A 21,798-nucleotide genomic window follows, 5' to 3' on the forward strand; every position below is an offset into this window, starting at 1 on the left:
ATGTTATTGCCTAAACGCGTAAAATACCGTCGTGAACACCGCGGAAACATGCGTGGCGAAGCGAAAGGCGGCAAGGAAGTATCTTTCGGCGAATGGGGCTTACAAGCTCAAACAGCTAGCTGGATTACTAACCGTCAAATCGAATCTGCACGTATCGCGATGACTCGTTACATGAAACGTGGCGGTAAAGTTTGGATTAAAATCTTCCCACATAAACCTTACACTAAAAAACCTCTAGAAGTCCGCATGGGTTCTGGTAAAGGTTCTCCTGAAGGTTGGGTAGCAGTAGTAAAACCAGGAAAAATTATGTTCGAAATTGCTGGTGTATCTGAAGAGATCGCACGCGAAGCACTTCGTTTAGCATCACATAAGCTTCCTGTTAAATGTAAGATCGTAAAACGTCAAGAAACTGGTGGTGAATCTAATGAAAGCTAATGAAATCCGTGACCTTGCCACTTCTGAAATTGAATTAAAAGTGAAATCACTGAAAGAAGAGCTTTTCAACCTTCGCTTCCAATTGGCGACTGGTCAATTAGAAAACACAGCTCGTATTCGTGAAGTGCGTAAAGCAATCGCGCGTATGAAAACTGTTATTCGTGAAAGAGAAATCAGTGCAAATAACTGATAAAGGAGGTTTTCAAGTATGACTGAGCGTAACCAACGCAAAGTTTACACGGGCCGCGTTGTTTCAGATAAAATGGACAAAACTGTTACTGTTTTAGTTGAAACTCACAAAAAGCACAAGCTTTACGGTAAACGTGTAAAATACTCTAAAAAGTTTAAAGCTCATGATGAGCAAAACCAAGCGAAAATCGGTGATATCGTACGTATCATGGAGACTCGCCCGCTATCAGCTACTAAACGTTTCCGTCTAGTTGAAGTTGTAGAAAAAGCGGTTATTATTTAATAACTATTTCGGAACAACCATTTCCGAAGGGAGGTAACCTAAGTGATCCAACAAGAAAGTCGTATGAAAGTTGCTGACAACTCAGGTGCACGTGAAGTTCTTACAATTAAAGTGCTTGGTGGCTCTGGCCGTAAAACTGCTAACATCGGTGATATCGTTGTTTGTACAGTTAAGAAAGCAACACCAGGTGGCGTTGTCAAGAAGGGTGACGTTGTTAAAGCTGTTATCGTTCGTACTAAATCAGGCGTTCGTCGTAAAGACGGTACGTACATCAAATTTGATGAAAATGCTTGTGTAATTATTCGTGATGATAAATCACCACGCGGAACTCGTATTTTCGGACCTGTTGCACGTGAATTACGTGACAGCAACTTCATGAAAATCGTTTCTCTAGCTCCAGAAGTTCTTTAATTTCATGATAGTGCCAATCAAGGAGGTGCGACAGCATGCATGTAAAAAAAGGTGACAAGGTTAAGGTTATCACTGGTAAGGACAAAGGCAAAGAAGGAGTAATCCTAGCTGCTTTCCCTAAACAAGATCGCGTTCTTGTTGAAGGTGTTAATATCGTGAAAAAACACGTTAAACCTAACCAATTGAATCCACAAGGTGGGATTGTAAGCCAAGAGGCTGCAATTCACGTTTCGAACGTAATGCTAATCGATCCTAAATCTGGCGAGCCGACTCGTGTAGGTTATAAAATCGAAAACGGTAAAAAAGTTCGTGTTGCAAAAAAATCAGGTGCAGTAATCGACTAATTAGTAAATAAAAGAAGGGAGGTACACACATGAGCCGCCTAAAAGAAAAGTATTTAAATGAAGTTTCTCCTGCTCTTATGAGCAAATTTGGATATAAATCAGTTATGCAATTGCCGAAAGTTGACAAAATCGTTATCAACATGGGTGTTGGTGATGCTGTTCAAAACTCTAAAGCATTAGATGCAGCTGTAGAAGAATTAACAATTATCACTGGTCAAAAACCAGTAGTAACTAAAGCGAAAAAATCGATCGCTGGTTTCCGTTTACGTGAAGGTATGCCTATCGGTGCTAAAGTTACATTACGCGGTGAGCGTATGTATGAATTCTTGGACAAATTAATCTCAATTTCACTTCCTCGTGTACGTGACTTCCGTGGTGTTTCTAAAAAAGCATTCGATGGTCGCGGTAACTACACTCTAGGTGTTAAAGAGCAATTAATTTTCCCAGAAATCGATTACGATAAAGTTTCAAAAGTACGCGGTATGGACATCGTGATCGTAACGACAGCGAACTCTGACGAAGAAGCTCGCGAGTTATTGACACAATTCGGTATGCCGTTCCAAAAGTAATCAAACAAGGAGGGCGAAAACGTGGCTAAAAAATCTATGATCGTTAAACAACAACGTAAGCAAAAGTTTAAAGTGCAAGAATATACACGTTGTGAACGCTGTGGCCGTCCACACTCTGTATATCGCAAATTCAAACTTTGCCGTATTTGTTTCCGAGAACTTGCATATAAGGGACAAATTCCTGGCGTGAAAAAAGCCAGCTGGTAATCCCCTAATTTGGGAAGGAGGTAAATGTAATGACAATGACTGATCCGATTGCAGATATGCTTACTCGCATTCGTAATGCGAACATGGTTCGTCACGAGAAGTTAGAAGTACCAGCTTCCAACGTGAAAAAAGAAATCGCTGAAATTTTAAAGCGTGAAGGTTTCGTACGTGACGTAGAATACGTGGAAGACAACAAGCAAGGTATTATCCGTATCTTCTTAAAATATGGTAAAGATAACGAGCGTGTTATCACTGGCTTAAAACGTATTTCTAAACCTGGTCTACGCGTATACGCAAAAACAAATGAAGTTCCTAAAGTACTGAACGGTCTTGGTATCGCTTTAGTGTCAACTTCACAAGGTTTATTAACAGATAAAGAAGCTCGCGCTAAACAAGTTGGCGGCGAAGTTCTAGCATACGTTTGGTAATTAGCAATAAATGAATGGAGGTGCAACTAAATGTCTCGTGTAGGTAAAAAAATTATCGAGGTACCAGCTAACGTAACTGTTACTGTTGCAGCTGACAACACTGTTACTGTTAAAGGTCCTAAAGGCGAACTTGTTCGTTCTTTCCACCAAGATATGAAAATTGAGCAAGAAGGTAACGTAATCTCAGTATCACGTCCTTCTGAATCAAAAGAACACCGCACAAACCACGGTACTACTCGTGCGCTTCTAGCGAACATGGTTACTGGAGTTTCTGCAGGTTTCGAAAAAGCTTTAGAACTTATCGGTGTTGGTTACCGTGCGCAATTACAAGGCAAAAAACTTGTACTTAACGTAGGTTACTCTCACCCAGTAGAGTTCACACCTGAAGATGGTCTTGAAATTGAAGTTCCTTCTAACACTAAAATCATCATTAAAGGTATTAGCAAAGAGCGCGTTGGTGCTCTAGCATCTAACATCCGTGACGTTCGTCCACCAGAGCCATATAAAGGTAAAGGTATCCGTTACGAAGGCGAATACGTTCGTCGTAAAGAAGGTAAAACAGGTAAATAATGCTGCTTAAGCATTAGAAAGGAGTGACCCTTGTGATTACGAAACAGGATAAAAATCAAGTTCGTAAAAAACGTCATGCGCGAGTACGTTCTAAAATTTCGGGTACTGCTGAGCGTCCACGCTTAAACGTATTCCGTTCTAACAAGAACATCTACGCTCAACTTATCGATGACGTAGCAGGCGTAACAATTGTTAGCGCATCTTCTCAAGAAAAAGGTTTTGAAGGTGCTGGTAGCAATGTTGAAACTGCATCAAAAATCGGTGAAACAATCGCGAAACGCGCTGCGGAAAAAAATATTACTGCTGTAGTTTTTGACCGTGGTGGTTACTTATATCATGGACGCGTGAAAGCTTTAGCTGAAGCTGCACGTGAGAATGGTTTAGAATTTTAATAAGAAGGAGGGACACATTTCATGAGTCGAATTGACGCAAACAAACTTGGAGAACTTGAAGAACGCGTAGTTACTATTAACCGTGTTGCTAAAGTTGTTAAAGGTGGACGTCGCTTCCGCTTCACAGCACTTGTTGTTGTTGGCGATAGAAACGGTCATGTAGGTTTCGGTACTGGTAAAGCTCAAGAGGTTCCAGATGCTATCCGTAAAGCTGTTGAAGATGCGAAGAAAAACTTAGTAGAAGTGCCACGTGTTGGTGGAACAACTCCACACCTAGTGCTTGGTCGCTTCGGTGCAGGAGAAATCCTAATTAAACCTGCTGCTCCTGGTACAGGGGTTATCGCTGGTGGTCCAGTACGTGCAGTACTAGAACTTGCTGGTATTACTGATATTCTTTCAAAATCTCTTGGATCTAACACACCAATCAACATGGTGCGTGCAACTGTTCAAGGTTTAACTGAATTAAAACGCGTAGAGGACGTAGCAAAATTACGTGGTAAATCAGTGGAAGAAATATTAGGATAAGGGGGGAAAGATAATATGGCTAACAAATTAGAAATCACCCTTACTAAATCTGTGATTGGTACTAAACCTGCTCAACGCAAAACTGTTGAAGCTCTAGGTTTACGTAAATTACACCAAACTGTAGAGAAAGCTGATAACGCAGCTACTCGCGGTATGCTTGATAAAGTAGCTCACTTAGTTACTGTAAAAGAAATTTAATTTCTAATTAATGAACAAGGAGGTGCCACCCACTATGAAACTGCATGAGTTAAAACCAGCAGAAGGTTCTCGTAAGCAACGCAACCGCGTTGGTCGTGGTATCGGTTCTGGTAACGGTAAAACAGCAGGTAAAGGTCATAAAGGTCAAAACGCTCGTTCTGGTGGCGGTGTACGCCCAGGCTTTGAAGGCGGTCAAAACCCATTATTCCGTCGTTTACCAAAACGTGGCTTTACGAACATTAACCGTAAAGAATACGCGATCGTTAACCTTGATGCTTTAAACCGTTTCGAAGACGGTGCAGAGGTAACAACTGCATTATTACTTGAAACTGGTCTTGTGAGTAATGAAAAAGCTGGAATTAAAGTTCTTGGCAACGGAACTCTTAACAAAAAGCTTACTGTAAAAGCTCATAAATTCTCAGCTTCAGCTAAAGAAGCAATCGAGAATGCCGGCGGAACTACTGAGGTGATTTAATGTTTCAGACAATCTCTAACTTTATGCGTGTTCGAGATATAAGAAATAAAATCATTTTCACACTTTTAATGTTAATCGTTTTCCGTATTGGAACATTCATTCCAGTGCCTAACGTTGACGCAAATGTATTAAAGGCAACTGATGAGTTTAACCTCGTTGGTTTCCTGAATACTTTTGGCGGTGGTGCTTTAAAGAACTTCTCTATCTTCGCGATGGGAATTATGCCTTACATCACAGCCTCAATTATTGTTCAGTTATTGCAAATGGACGTAGTACCGAAGTTTGCTGAATGGGCAAAGCAAGGTGAAGTCGGAAGACGTAAACTTGCACAATTCACTCGCTACTTTACTATTATTCTTGCTTTCATCCAATCATTCGCAATGTCATTCGGTTTTAATAGAATGTATGGCGGATCATTGATTAAAGAAGAAGGGATTCTAACATATGTTACAATCGCCATTGTATTGACAGCGGGGACAGCTTTCCTTGTATGGCTTGCAGAGCAAATTACTGCACATGGTGTTGGTAATGGTATATCTGTTGTAATCTTCGCAGGTATCGTCGCAGCATTGCCTACAGGAATGAACCAAATCTTTGCACAGCAAATCGAGGGTGCTGGTGATAAATTATTTATCAATATTGTAGTCCTTGCATTGCTTGTATTGGTTTTACTCGCAGTTGTTGTTGGAGTTATATACGTGCAACAAGCACTTCGTAAAATTCCAATTCAATATGCAAAACGAGTTACTGGACGTAATCAACAAACTGGTGGTCAACAAACACATTTACCTTTAAAAGTAAATGCTGCAGGGGTTATTCCGGTAATCTTTTCAGTAGCGTTTATTGTTACACCACGTACGTTAGCTACGTTCTTTGGTCAAAATGACGTAACAACTTTCATTGAAAACACGTTTGATTATACGAAACCTGTTGGAATGATTATTTACGTTGCATTGATCGTCGCGTTCACATATTTCTATGCATTCGTACAAGTGAATCCTGAAAATGTGGCAGACAACTTGAAAAAACAAGGTGCTTATATTCCGGGTATTCGTCCTGGTGAAAACACTCAAGCGTATTTAACAAGCGTGTTATATCGTCTAACATTTGTTGGTGCGATATTCTTAACTGTTATTGCTGTAATGCCGATTTTATTCATTAACTTTATGAATTTACCTGCCTCAGTGCAAATCGGTGGTACTAGTATTATTATCGTAGTCGGTGTAGCGCTGGAAACGATGAAACAGCTAGAATCTCAACTTGTTAAACGTCACTACAAAGGCTTTATGAAATAATGTTGGTTTTTAGGGAACGTTCCATCGTTTCCTTAAATCAGCAAACCTTTGGTGGGAGGAATATTTCCTAATGAATATCGTTTTAATGGGTCTGCCAGGTGCTGGTAAAGGTACTCAGGCAGATAAAATTGTTGAGAAGTACGCGATTCCTCATATTTCTACAGGCGATATGTTCCGTGCTGCTATTAAAGAAGGTACAGAACTTGGCTTACAAGCTAAGTCGTTTATGGATCAAGGTGCTCTAGTACCGGATGAAGTAACGATTGGTATTGTTCGTGAGCGACTTGCTAAACCTGATTGTGAAAAGGGCTTCCTATTAGATGGTTTCCCACGTACTGTTCCTCAAGCTGAAGCTTTAGATAGCATTCTTGCTGATCTTGGTAAGGCAATAGAACATACTTTAAACATTCAAGTTGAAAAGGATGAGTTAATTGCTCGTCTTTCAGGTCGACGCATTTGTAAAACTTGTGGCGCATCCTATCATTTAGTTTTCAATCCTCCAGCTGAGGAAGGAAAATGTGATAAAGATGGTGGCGAGCTTTACACACGTGCCGATGATAATCCTGAAACGGTTGCGAACCGTCTGGAAGTTAATATGAAACAAGCACAACCTTTACTTGATTTCTATCAATTAAAAGGTGTGTTAACTAATATAGATGGACAGCAAGATATAAACAAAGTGTTTGCTGATCTTGATGCTCTTTTACAGGGCAGCCGCAGCTGATACCCGGCTCCGGGCGCAGAATACTGCTTCCGCGGGAGGCATGCGGGAGCAACAACGAAACATAATTTTTTTGAGAGTTGCAAAAGCATATTGTGCCCGGTATATATTTCTTCTAAAAAGTGCAACATATCTTTTGGAGGAGTATAATGGGTTTCGTGGAAGCATCTGTGTAACGGGTATGAATATCTCATCAAAGACATTCCGGTATTCGTGTAAACATGGGAGTTACAGTGCCCTTATAGGTTCTGGATATTCCGTGGATTGTGTGAAGCGAAACCAGACGAGCGTCTTTCAAACATCTCTCATACAATCCAAACATATGTTGAAACGAGGTTGCTTCTATAGTTGCAGCAGATATCCGTTTGATGTAACGATGAGAACTTTAATTTGCATATAGAGAGGAGACAGAGTAGATGGCGAAAGATGATGTAATTGAAGTCGAAGGGACAGTTGTTGAGACTTTGCCAAACGCGATGTTTAAGGTAGAATTAGAAAATGGACATGTGATTCTAGCACACGTATCTGGTAAGATTCGTATGCACTTTATCCGTATTCTACCTGGAGATAAGGTTACTATCGAGTTATCTCCTTATGATTTAACTCGCGGTCGTATCACATACCGTTTTAAATAATCTTTTGCGCTCCGGACTACTAAGGAGGTTAGGTTAGATGAAAGTGAGACCATCTGTGAAACCGATCTGCGAAAAATGTAAAGTAATTCGCCGACGCGGTAAAGTAATGGTAATCTGTGAAAATCCTAAACATAAACAAAAACAAGGTTAATTCTAAAGGAGGTGCACAACGTACATGGCACGTATTGCTGGTGTTGATATTCCTCGCGACAAACGCGTGGTAATTTCATTAACGTACATTTTCGGTATTGGTAAAACTACAGCTCAGAAAGTACTAGCTGACGCAGGTATTTCAGAAGATACACGCGTACGCGACTTAACTGAAGATGAGTTAAACAAAATCCGTGAACAATTAGATTCTTACAAACTTGAAGGTGACTTACGTCGCGAAACTTCATTAAATATTAAACGTCTGATGGAAATCGGTTCATTCCGTGGTATCCGTCACCGTCGTGGCTTACCTGTTCGTGGCCAAAATACGAAGAACAATGCGCGTACGCGTAAAGGTCCTCGTAAAACTGTAGCGAACAAGAAAAAATAATTGGTAAAGGAGGTTCCTTCTTAACATGGCTCGTAAACAACAAACTCGTAAACGTCGTGTGAAAAAGAATATCGAATCTGGTATCGCACACATTCGTTCTACATTTAACAATACAATCGTAACGATTACAGATATGCAAGGTAACGCTGTATCTTGGTCAAGTGCTGGTGCTCTTGGTTTCCGTGGTTCACGTAAATCTACACCATTCGCTGCTCAAATGGCTGCAGAAACTGCTGCTAAAACATCCCTTGAACATGGTCTGAAAACGTTGGAAGTAACTGTTAAAGGTCCTGGTGCTGGTCGTGAAGCTGCAATCCGTGCACTTCAAGCTGCTGGTTTAGAAGTAACTGCTATTAAAGACGTTACTCCAGTTCCTCATAATGGTTGCCGTCCGCCAAAACGTCGTCGCGTGTAATGGGTGCGTCTCATATTGTATGAGAACATCATTTTTTGTACAGACTGTCTTGTGCAGATAATAAACGATACGTCATTGACGATCGAATCTATGATGGAAAGAACCTATACATTCGATGTTTTGAAGGAGGGTAAATAAAATGATCGAAATTGAAAAACCAAAGATTGAAACGGTGGAGATCAGCGAAGATTCCAAGTATGGAAAGTTTGTTGTAGAACCGCTTGAACGCGGATATGGAAACACTTTGGGTAATTCTTTACGTCGTATCCTTCTGTCTTCATTACCAGGAGCTGCTGTCACGTCCATTCAAATTGATGGCGTTCTTCACGAATTCTCAACTGTAGAAGGCGTAGTAGAAGATGTAGCTTCAATCATTTTGAACGTGAAAAAACTAGCTCTTAAAATCTACTCTGACGAAGAAAAAGTTATTGAGATTGATGTAAAAGGCGATGGTACAGTTACGGCTGCTGACATTACACATGACAGTGATGTAGAAATTTTAAACCCTGATCTATATATTGCAACAATCGCTAAAAACGGTCATTTACGTATGCGTATGTACGCACAACGCGGCCGTGGTTACACTCCTGCTGATCAAAACAAACGTGAGGATCTTCCTATCGGCGTGATCCCGATCGACTCTATTTACACTCCAGTATCACGCGTCAATTTCCAAGTGGAAAATACTCGTGTAGGTCAGTCTTCTGACTACGATAAACTTTCTCTTGATGTGTGGACAGATGGCAGCATCGGTCCGAAAGAGGCGATTTCGCTCGGAGCAAAAATTTTAACCGAGCATCTTAACATCTTCGTTGGCATGACAGATGAGGCACAAACTGCTGAAATCATGGTTGAAAAAGAAGAAGATCAAAAAGAAAAAGTTTTAGAGATGACTATCGAAGAACTTGACCTTTCTGTTCGTTCTTATAACTGCTTAAAACGCGCTGGTATTAACACAGTACTAGAACTTGCGAATAAGTCAGAAGATGACATGATGAAAGTTCGTAACCTTGGACGTAAGTCACTAGAAGAAGTAAAAGCGAAGTTAGAAGAGCTTGGTTTAGGATTACGCAAAGAAGACTAAGCGATTTAAACAAAACTAACAAGGTCAGATTTTTTTCTATAAAGGAGGGAAACATCCATGGGTTACAGAAAACTTGGTCGTACAAGTTCTCAACGTAAAGCGATGTTACGTGACTTAGCTACTGATTTAATCATCAACGAGCGTATCGAAACTACTGAGGCTCGCGCTAAAGAAGTACGTAAAGCTGTTGAAAAAATGATTACTTTAGGTAAGCGCGGAGATTTACATGCACGCCGTCAAGCTGCTGCATTCATCCGTCGTGAACTAGTAACAACGACTGATGCAGAAGGTAACGAATCAACATCATTTGCACTTCAAAAGTTATTTGATGATGTTGCACCACGTTATGCGGAGCGTCAAGGTGGTTACACTCGTATTCTTAAAGTAGGTCCTCGTCGTGGTGACGGTGCACCTGTAGTTGTGATTGAACTAGTTTAATCATAAGAGAAAACTTGTGGTGAAGAGGGTGGGAATCACCACCCTCTTTCTTTATAAATGATTTATACGACAAATAATTAAGCTGAGCGTTATGATGAGCGGACACTAAGGTGTGGCGTCTCGTTTAGCTCTCCGCACCTCATTCAGGAGAGATAAGGGCTTGAGCACCCTTATTTCTTGAAAATGTAACGACTAGCGCATTTCTATTGAATGAGGTGCGCGCTTTTTTATTACTAAGGATAGCGCCAATTTGTGGTGCTTTTTTTAATATATGGGTTTCGTGTTTTCCCCAATCACAGCATGACGAGATCGTTTCATTATTTTAGTATTTTACTTTTATCGACATAAGGATTGTAGTAGAATTCATACATAAAAAAGTGTAAGTTAGTTAGTAGAGCTGAGCATGTAGAGAGGAGTTCTAGAAATGCCTGAAATTTTATCTTTAAATAATGTGACTTTTTCATATACACCAGAAGAACCAACTAGTCGTAATGCTGTCGAAAATGTTAGCTTCGCCGTTGAAGAGGGAGAATGGATTGCTATAGTAGGACATAATGGTTCTGGAAAATCGACCATAGCAAAGTTGATGAATGGTTTGCTATTTCCTCAAAAAGGAGATGTCCGCATTTTACGAGAACCATTAAGTGAAGAAAACCTTTGGGAGTCCCGTTCTCTCATGGGTATGGTTTTTCAAAACCCAGACAATCAATTCGTCGGTGCAACCGTACAGGATGATGTTGCGTTTGCATTGGAAAACAACGGCGTGCCTTTTGAAGAAATGGTACAGCGTGTTCATGCGGCACTGGAACAAGTAAAAATGAGCCACTTTTTAGATCATGAGCCACACCATTTATCGGGAGGGCAAAAGCAACGTGTCGCGATTGCAGGAGCACTTGCGTTAAAGCCGAAGCTTCTTATATTAGATGAAGCTACTTCTATGCTAGATCCGCAGGGACGTGGAGAGGTATTACAAACTGTTCAAACTTTACGTGCTGAAACAGGACTTACTGTCCTATCCATCACCCATGATTTAGAAGAGGCGATGCTAGCAGATCGTGTACTCTTTATGAATGATGGGAAGAAGTTTGCAGAAGGTATCCCTGCTGAAATATTTGCTCTTGGGGACAAGCTAGTGGAATTTGGACTAGACTTGCCATTTGCACTAAAGTTATCAAAGCTATTGCAAAAGGAAGGTGTTCCATTAATGGGACAACATATGACAGAAGAAGAGTTGGTGAATGATTTATGGACATCAAACTTCAACAAGTAAGCTATGCTTATGCACAAGGGACGCCTTTTGAAAAACGGGCACTATTCGATGTAAAATTCGATATCCCATCACACACCTATCAAGCAATTATTGGTCATACGGGTTCCGGTAAATCAACTATTCTCCAGCATTTTAATGCGCTTCTAAAACCTACTTCAGGAGAAGTACATATCGGGGATCGTGTAGTTGTAGCCGGAAAAAAAGCAAAGGATTTAAAAGCTGTACGACAAAAGGTCGGCATCGTCTTTCAATTCCCTGAGCATCAATTATTCGAAGAAACGGTGTTAAAGGATATTATGTTTGGTCCCATGAACTTTGGCGTACCAGAAAAGGAAGCCGAAGATCGGGCACGAGAACTTGTCAGCTTAGTGGGGTTACCAGAAGACGTTCTAGATAAATCTCCGTTTGATTTATCGGGAGGTCAAATGCGTCGAGTAGCGATAGCAGGTGTTTTAGCGATGGAGCCTGAAGTAATTGTGTTGGATGAACCTACCGCAGGCTTAGATCCACGTGGTCAGAAAGAAATTATGGATATGTTTTATCAGCTTCATCAGGAACGTCACCTGACAACAATTCTAGTGACGCATAGCATGGAAGATGCTGCTCGATATGCTGATAATATTGTGATTATGCATGAAGGTAAAAATGTTTTAAGTGGAACACCGCGAGATATATTTAAGGATGTTGATACATTAAAGAGCTTCCGCTTAGAGCCACCACGCATTGTACGCTTTCAACAAAAGATAGAGCAAATGATGGGGAAACCCTTATCAAAAGTTTGCTTAACCGAAGAAGAACTTGCAGCTGAAATTGCTCAAGTGCTAGGAGAGGAGCGTGCGGAATCATGATGGAAAAAATGATTTTTGGACGCTACTTACCTGGAGATTCTCCCGTTCATAAACTGGATCCACGCTCTAAGCTAATCTTTGTTTTTGCTTTTATTATTATAGTATTTTTGGCCAATAATACAGTGACGTATGCTATGCTCTTGGCATTCACGCTTCTTGTTGTATTAATATCACGAATTCGCTTGTATTTTTTGATAAATGGTCTTAAACCGGTTCTCTTTTTAATGGCCTTTACCTTCTTGCTTCATATTTTTATGACGAAGGAAGGCGTTCCCGTTTTTGACTCGAAGTATATTACCATATACGATGAGGGGATTAGACGGGGGATTTATATTTCAGTACGTTTTCTAGTATTAGTATTTATAACATCTATCTTAACTTTAACAACGTCACCGATTTCCATTACAGACGGTATTGAAGTCCTTTTAAATCCTCTGAAGGTATTGAAAGTACCTGTCCATGAATTAGCTTTAATGATGTCGATTTCTTTACGCTTCATTCCAACTTTAATGGATGAAACAGATAAGATTATGAAAGCACAAATGGCACGAGGCTCTGATCTATCCTCAGGCCCAATAAAAGACCGTATTAAAGCTGTAGTGCCATTACTAGTACCTCTTTTTGTCAGTGCATTTAAACGGGCTGAAGATTTAGCCACAGCGATGGAAGTAAGAGGCTATCGCGGAGGGGAAGGGCGTACTAGATATCGTAGGCTAAAATGGGATATGGGTGATACATTTGCGCTTGTATTATTAGTAGCAATAGGTGTATTGCTATTCTTCTATAGAAGCTAAAGGAGTATGCTTTATGCGACGATTAAAAGTAATTATTAGCTATGACGGCACACTTTTCTCAGGCTATCAAGTACAGCGTGGGGAACGCACCGTGCAGGCAGAAATAGAACGTGTATTAGCCATTATGCATAAAGAGGAAAAGGTGAAGGTAACCGCAAGTGGACGTACAGATGCTAGGGTTCATGCAACAGGGCAAACATTGCATTTTGATACACCACTAGCCATTCCAGCTGACAAGTATCGCAAAGCTTTGAATGTGCAGCTCCCTAGAGATATTCGCGTAATGTCTGTAGAAGAAGTAGAACATGATTTTCATGCACGCTATAGTGTAACTGGGAAGCGATACCGTTATATTTGGTCCTGTGAGCCTATTCAAAATCCATTTAGGAGACATTATACAGTTGAGACAAACGGGGTCAAACCGGATGTAGTTGCCATGCAGAAGGCTGCTCAAGCTATCATTGGGACACATGACTTTTCATGCTTCTGCGCATCCAATACAAGTGTTCAGGATAAAGTAAGGACAGTAACCTCACTACAATTTGAGTGGCATGGGGAAGAGCTTCATATGGTTATTGAAGGCAGTGGCTTCTTATATAATATGGTGCGAATTATTGCAGGTACATTGTGGGAAGTTGGTATTGATCGCCGGACGATTGAAAATATAGCACTGGTAGTTGCTTCAGAAGATCGGGATAAAGCTGGAAAAACCGCGCCACCACAAGGTTTGTACTTAGAAAAAGTGTTCTATTAGTGTCACTTTCAACCTCGAAACAACTTTACCAGGTGTTTAATGAAATTGCTTGACTTTAAAAGTCATTCATTATATGATAACAGATGGTATTTTCATTACCACCACAAATAAGCCCCGAAAACTTATAGTGTAGTTTAATGAAAAATAACGGTAATCGAATCGATTAGGAGGATATATACATGCGTACAACATTCATGGCTAAAGGTCACGAAGTAGACCGTAAATGGTTAGTAGTTGATGCAGAAGGCCAAACTCTTGGACGTTTAGCTTCTGAAGTAGCTGCAATCTTACGTGGTAAACATAAACCAACATTCACACCAAACGTTGACACAGGTGATCACGTAATCATCATCAACGCTGACAAAATCCATTTAACTGGTAACAAATTAGAAGGTAAACTTTACCGTCACCACACTCAATTCGCAGGTGGTTTAAAAACTCGTACTGCTGGTGAAATGCTAGACAAGTACCCAACAAGAATGATCGAATTAGCAGTTAAAGGAATGCTTCCTAAAAACTCTTTAGGTCGTAAAATGTTCACTAAACTTAATGTTTACACTGGAACAGAGCATCCACATGCTGCACAAAAACCAGAAGCATACGAGCTTCGCGGATAATATAAATTAAGAGGAGGATATTACTTTGGCACAAGTTCAATACATCGGCACTGGTCGCCGTAAAAGCTCTGTAGCTCGCGTACGTTTAGTACCAGGTACAGGTAAAATTGTTATCAACAAACGTGAAATCGAAGAATACGTACCATTCGCTGCATTACGTGAAGTAATTAAACAACCATTAGTAGCTACTGAAACTACAGGAAGCTATGATATCCACGTAAACGTTAACGGTGGTGGATACACTGGTCAAGCTGGTGCTGTTCGTCACGGTATCGCTCGTGCTCTACTTCAAGTAGACCCAGATTTCCGTGCTGCATTAAAATCAGCTGGATTACTTACTCGTGATTCACGCATGAAAGAACGTAAAAAACCAGGTCTACGCGGCGCTCGTCGTGCACCTCAGTTCTCAAAACGTTAATTACAAATTTTTCTATCAAAGACTCTTTCTACTTTTGTGGAAAGGGTCTTTTTGTATGAAAAGAGTAGCCATTATAAAAAGCAATCTTTGGAGTTGTTGTCCGAAGATTGCTCAATATTATTTCTTATTATTTCTGATGAAATTGTCGATGGAGCTGATGTACCCGTTCAGCTAGTTCAGGAGCTGGACCATCAATAGGTGTATCTCGAATCACTTCTTGAATAGATAAATGACGAACACGTGAGGCAGTAGTGATGCCCATATCTTTCAACCATTGTGCAAGTTGTTTGGACGAGCTAGCATAAACAATTCTCCCTAAAACAACCCAACCCAACCATGTGCCGCTGCACACATAGGGCAATGCTCACCGGAAGTATAAACCGTTGTGATACTTCTTTCCTTAGCGGACATATGTTTAGCTTCCCAACGTGCTAATGCAAACTCAGGATGTTGCGTATGGTCGCCACCAGACACATGATTTCGATCTTCGGCTAACACCTCCACATTCGCAGCTTATATTAACTCTTCCTAGTACTTTATGACTCAGCCTCTTTTAAAATTAACTCTATTTTATGAAAACCTAATTGTTTTGCATGCTGTAACGGTGTGACTCCATCTCTATCAGTAATATTCAAATTTGCCCCATAATCCACTAATAGTTGAACGATTTCTTGATGTCTCTCACCGCCATTCCCTAAAATGACGGCCTCCATTAAAGCTGTCCAATGTAAATTGTTAATATGATTGACATCAATATCTGAATGGTTCAAAAGGACACGAACTACTTCTACATGACCCCGTTCTGCAGCGGGGATAATGGCCACTCCTCCGAAGCGATTCGTCAATTTCGTATTGGCACCAGCAGCGATGGCTAGTTTCACGATTTCTAGAAAACCTGATGCCCCTGCATGAAGGAGTACATTTTCTAGATGATTATCTTGAATATTTATGTCCGCATCATGCTGAATAAGAGCCCTTACTGTTTCCACCTGATTATAATAAGTGGCTGCTAATACCGCTGTTCTGCCTAATTGATCGGTGGCATTGATATCGGCCCCTTCTTGTAGAAGTGTTAGGACTTTATCAGTTTCTCCATTCGCAGCGGCAATAACCAAATGATCGCTCATCTCTATCACCTTCTCTTTCCATATTATAAAAATATGGTAACACGTAACATCTTGCCCGAATAATATGAAAAAAATATACTACGCTTAGCTTTTACATATAGTAGAACACGTTCTTTAGTATATTTATAAAACGTTTAAATAGTCTTCTTAGCATAATAATTGTTAATTCTGCACAGATTTAAAATTATTAAAAATATTTTCGGATAAGTTTATGCTTTTTTAAGAAATTATTTAGAGGGAGTTTAACAATTCATTTTAATATAAATTATGAAAGCTACAGCAAGCCTTTCAAGAGATAGGCTGGTGTAACTAAAAAAATAAAGCAAAAATGGAGGTAAGTAGGTATGAAAAAATTATTGATTATATCTGTTGCAGCAATGGCACTACTTGCAGCATGTCAAGATAAGGAGCCTGCGAAAGGCAACGCTACAAATAGTGAGGAAACAAAAACGGAAAGTGCAGCTACAGATAATACAACGAAAGAACAAGCACAGGAGGAACTAACAAAGGGTCAAGAAATGGCTACTATTCTTAGTGCTACAAACTGGCAAGGTACAAAAGTATACGATAAAGATAACAATGATTTAACTGAGGAAAACTCAAACTTTATTGGCTTGGCTAAATATGATGTGAAGACAGGTCATTACGAATTCTTTGATGCTACTACTGGTGAAAGTCGTGATGATAAGGGAACATTTTTCATTACAAATGATGGAAAACAAAGAATCTTAATTTCTGAGTCCAAAAATTATCAAGCGCTTGTAGAGATCACAGAATTAAACAAAGATATTTTCACTTATAAACGAATGGGCAAAGATGCTGCTGGAAACGATGTAGAAGTCTTTGTAGAGCATATCCCTTATCAGGAAAAAGAGCTTACATTTACAGATTCAGACAAAACTCTTAATGCGACTACAGGCGATATCGTAACTGATGTAGATGGTGATGAAATTTTAGCGAATACATTGTGGCAGGGCACAGTTGCTTTAGATGAAGATGGTAATGATGTAACCGAATTTAATTCAAATTTCATTAGTATTGCAAAATACGATGCAGAAACGAATAAATATGAATTCTTTAACCCTGAAACAGGCGAGAGTCGCGGCGACTATGGCTACTTTGACGTCATTCATGACAATAAAATCAGAGCTCACGTTTCAATTGGTGATAATAAATATGGTGTGGCTCTAGAAATTACTGAAATGAATGAGAAGAAGTTTACGTATAAACGAACAGGTAAAGATAAAGATGGAAATGAGATAACTGTGTTTGTTGAGCATGAACCATATGAAGGGGAATTTAAACCAGAATTTACACTGCAATAAAATTGTTTATCCTCCCTCTATATAAAATAAATTAAAAACTCTCAAGTTGAATACTTGTGAGTTTTTTTTTCTTTCTGGCATAGTTTATCCACTAACTTCGTACACTAAATGTAAAAGGGTGGTGGATATGGGTGAAGCGCTGGCTGGCACTAGGAGTAATTATGCTTATGAGTATAGTGTTCGTGGCATATGAAACAAATGCTTCGGACCGTAACTTCTTTTTACCAGACCCACTTGGTGGCATAAAAATTGTCATTGATGCAGGGCATGGTGGAGAGGATGGAGGAGCTTCAAAGGGCGAAGTCATTGAAAAGGATATTACACTTGCAATTTCACAGCATGTGGAGAAGAAATTGAAGAAGAAAGGCGCAACAGTCATCATGACAAGAACAAAAAGTGGTGATGTTATTGATGAACACGCGCCATCAGAAAAATATGGAACGTTAAGAGAGCGTAAAAAACAAGATATCTTTTTAAGAAAGGATATTGTAGAGAAAGAAAAACCAGATGTGTTTATTACCATTCATGCCAATGCTATTCCGGAAACAAAATGGCGTGGCGCACAGGTGTTTTATCATAAGGAAGGACATGCTGACGGTGAGATACTTGCAAAAAGTATTCAAGAGTCAATTCGTACTAATATAAAAAATACAGACCGAGAAGCATTGTCTATTAAGCAGATTTATTTACTGAAAAAAGCAGAAGTACCTGCGGCATTAGTAGAGACAGGATTTATTAGTAATGATGAAGAGCGAGCATTATTAACAGATAAGAACTACCAAGAAAAAATGGCAGATGCAATTGTTGAAGGTATAGAAGAGTATCTATTAGCCAAAGTTGAGTAGAGCAACATCACAACGTAAATTAAATCATTTATGATATACTAACATGGAGACAATATAAGGGGAGTGTTCGTCGTGATTACTGAACAACAAGTACGAGAAATACTAGGACAACTACAAGATCCATTTTTACATAAATCGCTTGCAGAAACAGATGGAATTACAAACGTAGCAATAAAAGAAGAAAAAAATCATGTCAGTGTAAAAGTTGCGATTGCTAAATTGAATACACCTGAACAATTACAACTACAAATGAAGATTGTTGAGTTGTTAAAAGAAGCGGGTGTAAATACGGTTGGTATTCGTTTTGAAGAGCTATCAGCAGAAAAGCTTCAAAGCTTCCGTGGCACAGCAACAGAATCTGAAGCACAGGATATTTTATCACCGCTTAGCACAGTTCAAGTTATTTCAATTGCTTCGGGTAAAGGTGGAGTAGGTAAATCTACAGTTTCGGTTAACTTAGCTGTTGCCCTAGCTCGTCTAGGCAAAAAAGTGGGCTTAATCGATGCAGATATTTACGGTTTTAGTGTGCCCGATATGATGGGTGTAACGGATATGCCTAAAGTAGTCGATAATCGTATTTTCCCAGTAGATCGCTTTGGTGTAAAAATGATTTCAATGGGCTTCTTTGTAGAAAATAATGCTCCTATTGTATGGCGTGGCCCGATGCTAGGTAAAGTATTAGATCAATTCTTCCGTGATGTAGAGTGGGGAGAGCTTGACTACCTATTATTAGATTTACCACCTGGCACAGGTGATGTTGCATTAGATATTCATCAAATGTTACCTTCATCAAAAGAGATTGTAGTCACAACGCCTCACCCAACAGCAGCATTTGTTGCAGCCCGTGCAGGTGCCATGGCTCTACAAACGGACCATGAAATTTTAGGTGTCATTGAAAACATGGCTTGGTTCCAATCGAAATCAGGTGAAAAAGAGTTTGTCTTTGGGCAAGGCGGAGGTCCTAAACTAGCAGAAGAGCTTCGTACGGAGCTACTTGGTCAAATTCCACTTGGTCAACCAGATTGGACTGATGCTGATTTTGCACCATCTGTATATGCTGAAAACCATACTACCGGACAAATTTATTTAGACATCGCGACGACAATCATTGAAAAATTAAATAAATAATAAAAAACGGATTTCCATCCTTTTGGAGGAAATCCGTTTTTTTAATCCACAGTTATTCAGTGCCTTTTTGCTCCTTATCAGTGCTACCACCGCTTCCACCACTTGCTTCTTTCTTATCGCCACTTCCAGATGAAGTTGTTTCGCCACTCTTTTTAATTAACTCTTGCCATTTTGATTGCATTAATGGGCTTTCGATCGTTTCCTTCACTACTTCCTCCATTTGCTTTCGCATATTGGATGATTTAAGGATAGTCTCTAGCTGTTTCTGCATATCAGGCTGTCCAAAAAAGGCTTCCATATCCTTTTGGAAAGTTGGATCTTTTATTAAATCCTTCATAATATCCTGTTGCTGTTTTTGCATACTTTTTGCAACGGTTTCCTTAAACTTTGGATCTTCAAAGGTTTTCTTCCAAAAGTCTTCAGCTTCCTTGGAAAGTAATGTTTCCTCAGTAGCTTTTTTCACTTCATCATGCTCTAAAATCAACAGCTCACGGAAACTTGGCTCTTCTAAAAGCTGTCGCAATGCCTTTTTACCGTCCTCTGTTTGTAAAGAGTCAATCATAATTTTTTTTATTTCATCATAGGACATAGTAGAGGATTTATCTTGTGAACAGGCAGAAAGAAATAGCATTAGAATCAGTAATAAGGTGAATTTTCGCATCAACAATCAGTCCTTTCTATAGATAGACTCTTTCAATTATTGTTCACATTTCTGATGACTTTATGTATTGGGAAAGATGAGAAATAGCTTTTTTAACAATGCATTGATAAAATAAGGACAGATATATTGAGAAATTGGGGGACTTTTAGTTGTGACGATACGAAATTGGGCAAAGTTTTTCTTCTTTGCAATGCTCGTTGGTGGGGGAGTCAACGGAGTTTTTAGTTTATTTATTCGCTGGGATTTCTTCCAACCATACATAGCAAACGGTCATTGGGGAGAATTTTTCGCTGGACTGTTATGGATGGTCTTCTTAGGATTTACAATGAGTGTTATTGCACAGGCTGGCTTTTTCGCTTATTTAACACTCCATCAAGTAGGTGTAAATATCTTTAGAACACTTACATTGTGGAATTGGGTGCAGCTTTTACTCATTGCAATTACTATTTTTGATATTATTTTCTTCCGTTTTGTACCTGGTGTAAAGGATGGACAAAGCTGGTTGTTTTATGTTGGATTATTAATCGTCCTCATTTTTGGAGCCATAGCTACGGCCGTTCAAAAAGTAAAGTTAACAGGGAAAAAACATGTATTCATTTCTGCTCTGTTCTTCATGATTGTCATTACAACTCTGGAATGGACAATTGCATTAATGGGTCGTGATGAAAATATCAATGAATACGTCGCGTTATTATTATTCCCGTTATTGGCGGTTAATGCATATCAATTACTAGTATTGCCAAAATATAATGCAAAATCCGATGAGGATCGTCAAAAATTAGAAGCACGTCGCAAAGCGCGCCAAGAACAAGCAAAAAATGCTTAAATGCAAAAAAATTGCCTCCTACAAAATAGAGGCAATTTTTTTTATGGAGATTTTTTAGTTTGTACTTTATAGCCAAATATATTTTCCTCAATTGACATAAACTTATGTTGCTGTATTAAAGTATTAAGTTCTTTAAAAGTAATTGAGCTATCTTGGTGTAATGGAACAAAGACAAAGTCCCCTTTTTGGAGTTTTGGTGTTTTCTCACCCTGCCAAATAAGGGATGGAGATAGCAAATTCATTTGTTGCTGAAACAGAGATTTTTGTAAGTCTTGTGAATACTGGTGATTCCGAGTAGCAAACCAAAGTGGCTTTTCCTTGAAATATTGTTCATAAATATCTATATCCTTTTGTACAAGCTTAATGTTAATAGGTTCTTCTATTGAATCCTCTGGTCCAAGTAGTCCTGTAGGTAATTTCCGTTCTTGAATAATTTTTATATGGTCTGGGGAACGCTTGATCCAATCTGTATCTAGAAGAAGAAGCGGATAAGGCTCTTTTACCGTTTTAAGCCAATCCATTAGAGACTCATCAGAGAATGAAACCTCGACAACAAGAGATGTGCCGTAATGACCTTTTGTAACGACAACTGGTGCGTTCGCAATATTAAATACAGAAATCATTGTAGAATTTATAGGCTTTAGAAAAACAAAGAGAATTCCGATTAGAAGCAGTGAAATCAACGTTTTACGGATCATAATAATAACCTCATTTCTATTATTTTAAATAAAAAATAAGTCTCTTTAAAAAAACTTATGATTTAGTGTTGACTTTCATGAATAATCGATGTTATTATGTATAAGTCGCCAAGAGGTGACAGTGAAACAAACAACATGAACCTTGAAAACTGAACAAGCAAAACGTAATCAATAAAGTTTTAAGTAACTAGCTAGCTAGTGAACAAAACAAAATTTTGGACATCAAAATTGATGCCAGCAAAACAATTTGAGCTAATCAAATTTCTTTTATGGAGAGTTTGATCCTGGCTCAGGACGAACGCTGGCGGCGTGCCTAATACATGCAAGTCGAG

At 39.3% G+C, this 21,798-nt stretch carries 33 protein-coding genes, 1 rRNA gene and 3 pseudogenes; 33 read left to right on the forward strand and 4 right to left on the reverse strand.

Going from position 1 to position 21,798, the window contains the following annotated elements; all coding sequences use genetic code 11:
* The 28 genes and pseudogenes from rplP (at position 1) to rpsI (ending at position 14,856) form a co-directional block, all read left to right on the forward strand.
* Positions 1-435: a 50S ribosomal protein L16 gene (gene rplP / locus C9J29_RS20745; RefSeq protein ID WP_025116437.1), complete on the forward strand. Its 435-nt coding sequence runs from the start codon at positions 1-3 to the stop codon at positions 433-435.
* Positions 425-625, forward strand: coding sequence for a 50S ribosomal protein L29 (gene rpmC / locus C9J29_RS20750; RefSeq protein ID WP_004233646.1), 201 nt, complete (start codon positions 425-427; stop codon positions 623-625). The genes rplP and rpmC overlap by 11 nt, the downstream gene beginning before the upstream one ends.
* 18 nt (positions 626-643) lie before the next feature.
* The gene (rpsQ, locus tag C9J29_RS20755; RefSeq protein ID WP_008181723.1) at positions 644-907 is read left to right on the forward strand and encodes a 30S ribosomal protein S17; all 264 of its coding nucleotides are present in this window, start codon (positions 644-646) and stop codon (positions 905-907) included.
* Between the two features lie 42 nt (positions 908-949).
* A complete protein-coding gene (gene rplN, locus C9J29_RS20760) occupies positions 950-1,318 on the forward strand; it encodes a 50S ribosomal protein L14 (protein WP_004233650.1) in 369 nt (122 codons plus the stop codon).
* 35 nt (positions 1,319-1,353) lie between these two features.
* Positions 1,354-1,662 carry a 50S ribosomal protein L24 gene (gene rplX, locus C9J29_RS20765; protein WP_004233652.1) on the forward strand — a complete coding sequence of 103 codons (309 nt, stop codon included), beginning with the start codon at positions 1,354-1,356 and terminating at the stop codon, positions 1,660-1,662.
* Positions 1,663-1,691: 29 nt separating this feature from the next.
* Positions 1,692-2,231 (forward strand): 50S ribosomal protein L5, encoded by a 540-nt coding sequence (gene rplE / locus C9J29_RS20770; RefSeq protein WP_008181719.1) that lies wholly within the window; start codon positions 1,692-1,694, stop codon positions 2,229-2,231.
* Positions 2,232-2,252: 21 nt separating this feature from the next.
* Positions 2,253-2,438 (forward strand): type Z 30S ribosomal protein S14, encoded by a 186-nt coding sequence (locus tag C9J29_RS20775; RefSeq protein WP_004233656.1) that lies wholly within the window; start codon positions 2,253-2,255, stop codon positions 2,436-2,438.
* 29 nt (positions 2,439-2,467) lie between these two features.
* The gene (gene rpsH, locus C9J29_RS20780) at positions 2,468-2,866 is read left to right on the forward strand and encodes a 30S ribosomal protein S8 (RefSeq protein WP_008181717.1); all 399 of its coding nucleotides are present in this window, start codon (positions 2,468-2,470) and stop codon (positions 2,864-2,866) included.
* Between the two features lie 30 nt (positions 2,867-2,896).
* Complete coding sequence (rplF, locus tag C9J29_RS20785; RefSeq protein WP_008181715.1) at positions 2,897-3,436, forward strand: 50S ribosomal protein L6; 540 nt, start codon at positions 2,897-2,899, stop codon at positions 3,434-3,436.
* Positions 3,437-3,468: 32 nt separating this feature from the next.
* Positions 3,469-3,828 carry a 50S ribosomal protein L18 gene (rplR, locus tag C9J29_RS20790; protein WP_008181713.1) on the forward strand — a complete coding sequence of 120 codons (360 nt, stop codon included), beginning with the start codon at positions 3,469-3,471 and terminating at the stop codon, positions 3,826-3,828.
* Positions 3,829-3,849: 21 nt separating this feature from the next.
* The gene (rpsE, locus tag C9J29_RS20795) at positions 3,850-4,353 is read left to right on the forward strand and encodes a 30S ribosomal protein S5 (RefSeq protein ID WP_008181711.1); all 504 of its coding nucleotides are present in this window, start codon (positions 3,850-3,852) and stop codon (positions 4,351-4,353) included.
* A gap of 15 nt (positions 4,354-4,368) precedes the next feature.
* On the forward strand, positions 4,369-4,551 hold the full coding sequence (gene rpmD, locus C9J29_RS20800) for a 50S ribosomal protein L30 (RefSeq protein ID WP_004233668.1): 183 nt from the start codon (positions 4,369-4,371) through the stop codon (positions 4,549-4,551).
* A gap of 34 nt (positions 4,552-4,585) precedes the next feature.
* A complete protein-coding gene (rplO, locus tag C9J29_RS20805) occupies positions 4,586-5,026 on the forward strand; it encodes a 50S ribosomal protein L15 (RefSeq protein ID WP_008181708.1) in 441 nt (146 codons plus the stop codon).
* Positions 5,026-6,321: a preprotein translocase subunit SecY gene (gene secY / locus C9J29_RS20810; protein ID WP_008181706.1), complete on the forward strand. Its 1,296-nt coding sequence runs from the start codon at positions 5,026-5,028 to the stop codon at positions 6,319-6,321. Before rplO ends, secY begins: the two co-directional genes overlap by 1 nt.
* A gap of 70 nt (positions 6,322-6,391) precedes the next feature.
* On the forward strand, positions 6,392-7,045 hold the full coding sequence (locus C9J29_RS20815) for an adenylate kinase (RefSeq protein ID WP_008181705.1): 654 nt from the start codon (positions 6,392-6,394) through the stop codon (positions 7,043-7,045).
* A 249-nt stretch (positions 7,046-7,294) separates the two neighbouring features.
* Positions 7,295-7,372, forward strand: a pseudogene (locus C9J29_RS20820) (type I methionyl aminopeptidase); the annotation flags it as partial.
* 86 nt (positions 7,373-7,458) lie between these two features.
* The gene (infA, locus tag C9J29_RS20825; RefSeq protein WP_004233690.1) at positions 7,459-7,677 is read left to right on the forward strand and encodes a translation initiation factor IF-1; all 219 of its coding nucleotides are present in this window, start codon (positions 7,459-7,461) and stop codon (positions 7,675-7,677) included.
* Positions 7,678-7,714: 37 nt separating this feature from the next.
* Positions 7,715-7,828, forward strand: a complete 114-nt coding sequence (gene rpmJ / locus C9J29_RS20830; RefSeq protein ID WP_000868344.1) for a 50S ribosomal protein L36 — start codon at positions 7,715-7,717, stop codon at positions 7,826-7,828.
* 24 nt (positions 7,829-7,852) lie between these two features.
* Complete coding sequence (gene rpsM, locus C9J29_RS20835) at positions 7,853-8,218, forward strand: 30S ribosomal protein S13 (protein ID WP_004233729.1); 366 nt, start codon at positions 7,853-7,855, stop codon at positions 8,216-8,218.
* A 25-nt stretch (positions 8,219-8,243) separates the two neighbouring features.
* Positions 8,244-8,633, forward strand: coding sequence for a 30S ribosomal protein S11 (gene rpsK, locus C9J29_RS20840; protein WP_004233731.1), 390 nt, complete (start codon positions 8,244-8,246; stop codon positions 8,631-8,633).
* Between the two features lie 139 nt (positions 8,634-8,772).
* Entirely contained in the window at positions 8,773-9,717 is a 945-nt protein-coding gene (locus tag C9J29_RS20845) for a DNA-directed RNA polymerase subunit alpha (protein WP_004233733.1), read from the forward strand.
* Between the two features lie 57 nt (positions 9,718-9,774).
* Complete coding sequence (gene rplQ, locus C9J29_RS20850; RefSeq protein ID WP_008181938.1) at positions 9,775-10,155, forward strand: 50S ribosomal protein L17; 381 nt, start codon at positions 9,775-9,777, stop codon at positions 10,153-10,155.
* 424 nt (positions 10,156-10,579) lie between these two features.
* Entirely contained in the window at positions 10,580-11,425 is an 846-nt protein-coding gene (locus C9J29_RS20855; protein WP_036121589.1) for an energy-coupling factor ABC transporter ATP-binding protein, read from the forward strand.
* On the forward strand, positions 11,401-12,273 hold the full coding sequence (locus tag C9J29_RS20860) for an energy-coupling factor ABC transporter ATP-binding protein (protein WP_008181920.1): 873 nt from the start codon (positions 11,401-11,403) through the stop codon (positions 12,271-12,273). The genes C9J29_RS20855 and C9J29_RS20860 overlap by 25 nt, the downstream gene beginning before the upstream one ends.
* Positions 12,270-13,067 (forward strand): energy-coupling factor transporter transmembrane component T family protein, encoded by a 798-nt coding sequence (locus tag C9J29_RS20865; RefSeq protein WP_008181921.1) that lies wholly within the window; start codon positions 12,270-12,272, stop codon positions 13,065-13,067. The genes C9J29_RS20860 and C9J29_RS20865 overlap by 4 nt, the downstream gene beginning before the upstream one ends.
* A 13-nt stretch (positions 13,068-13,080) precedes the next feature.
* The gene (truA, locus tag C9J29_RS20870) at positions 13,081-13,821 is read left to right on the forward strand and encodes a tRNA pseudouridine(38-40) synthase TruA (RefSeq protein ID WP_107922712.1); all 741 of its coding nucleotides are present in this window, start codon (positions 13,081-13,083) and stop codon (positions 13,819-13,821) included.
* Between the two features lie 179 nt (positions 13,822-14,000).
* On the forward strand, positions 14,001-14,438 hold the full coding sequence (rplM, locus tag C9J29_RS20875) for a 50S ribosomal protein L13 (RefSeq protein WP_004233742.1): 438 nt from the start codon (positions 14,001-14,003) through the stop codon (positions 14,436-14,438).
* A 25-nt stretch (positions 14,439-14,463) separates the two neighbouring features.
* Positions 14,464-14,856: a 30S ribosomal protein S9 gene (gene rpsI, locus C9J29_RS20880; RefSeq protein WP_004233744.1), complete on the forward strand. Its 393-nt coding sequence runs from the start codon at positions 14,464-14,466 to the stop codon at positions 14,854-14,856.
* A gap of 127 nt (positions 14,857-14,983) precedes the next feature.
* Here the strand turns inward: rpsI and C9J29_RS20885 are convergent.
* Both C9J29_RS20885 and C9J29_RS20890 read right to left on the reverse strand, forming a co-directional pair.
* A pseudogene (locus tag C9J29_RS20885) lies at positions 14,984-15,369 on the reverse strand (nucleoside deaminase); the annotation flags it as partial.
* 23 nt (positions 15,370-15,392) lie between these two features.
* Positions 15,393-15,983, reverse strand: coding sequence for an ankyrin repeat domain-containing protein (locus C9J29_RS20890; protein ID WP_089986387.1), 591 nt, complete (start codon positions 15,981-15,983; stop codon positions 15,393-15,395).
* Positions 15,984-16,429: 446 nt separating this feature from the next.
* Between C9J29_RS20890 and C9J29_RS20895 the strand changes: the two are divergent.
* From C9J29_RS20895 to C9J29_RS20905, 3 genes and pseudogenes are all read left to right on the forward strand, one after another.
* Positions 16,430-17,308, forward strand: a pseudogene (locus C9J29_RS20895) (DUF4822 domain-containing protein); the annotation flags it as partial.
* Between the two features lie 131 nt (positions 17,309-17,439).
* Positions 17,440-18,153 carry an N-acetylmuramoyl-L-alanine amidase gene (locus tag C9J29_RS20900; RefSeq protein ID WP_107922714.1) on the forward strand — a complete coding sequence of 238 codons (714 nt, stop codon included), beginning with the start codon at positions 17,440-17,442 and terminating at the stop codon, positions 18,151-18,153.
* Between the two features lie 72 nt (positions 18,154-18,225).
* Positions 18,226-19,281, forward strand: a complete 1,056-nt coding sequence (locus C9J29_RS20905) for a P-loop NTPase (RefSeq protein ID WP_043989963.1) — start codon at positions 18,226-18,228, stop codon at positions 19,279-19,281.
* A 52-nt stretch (positions 19,282-19,333) separates the two neighbouring features.
* On the opposite strand, the gene gerD is transcribed toward C9J29_RS20905, so the two are convergent.
* On the reverse strand, positions 19,334-19,942 hold the full coding sequence (gerD, locus tag C9J29_RS20910; RefSeq protein WP_043989959.1) for a spore germination lipoprotein GerD: 609 nt from the start codon (positions 19,940-19,942) through the stop codon (positions 19,334-19,336).
* A 151-nt stretch (positions 19,943-20,093) separates the two neighbouring features.
* Between gerD and C9J29_RS20915 the strand changes: the two genes are divergently transcribed.
* A complete protein-coding gene (locus tag C9J29_RS20915; protein ID WP_107922715.1) occupies positions 20,094-20,768 on the forward strand; it encodes a KinB-signaling pathway activation protein in 675 nt (224 codons plus the stop codon).
* Between the two features lie 41 nt (positions 20,769-20,809).
* Here C9J29_RS20915 and C9J29_RS20920 read toward each other — a convergent pair whose 3' ends face one another.
* Positions 20,810-21,466: a hypothetical protein gene (locus tag C9J29_RS20920; RefSeq protein WP_043989957.1), complete on the reverse strand. Its 657-nt coding sequence runs from the start codon at positions 21,464-21,466 to the stop codon at positions 20,810-20,812.
* A 266-nt stretch (positions 21,467-21,732) separates the two neighbouring features.
* Here C9J29_RS20920 and C9J29_RS20925 point away from each other — a divergent pair.
* Positions 21,733-21,798 (forward strand): 16S ribosomal RNA (locus C9J29_RS20925); the annotation flags it as partial.

Source organism: Lysinibacillus fusiformis (assembly GCF_003049525.1).
GTDB classification, from domain to species: domain Bacteria; phylum Bacillota; class Bacilli; order Bacillales_A; family Planococcaceae; genus Lysinibacillus; species Lysinibacillus fusiformis.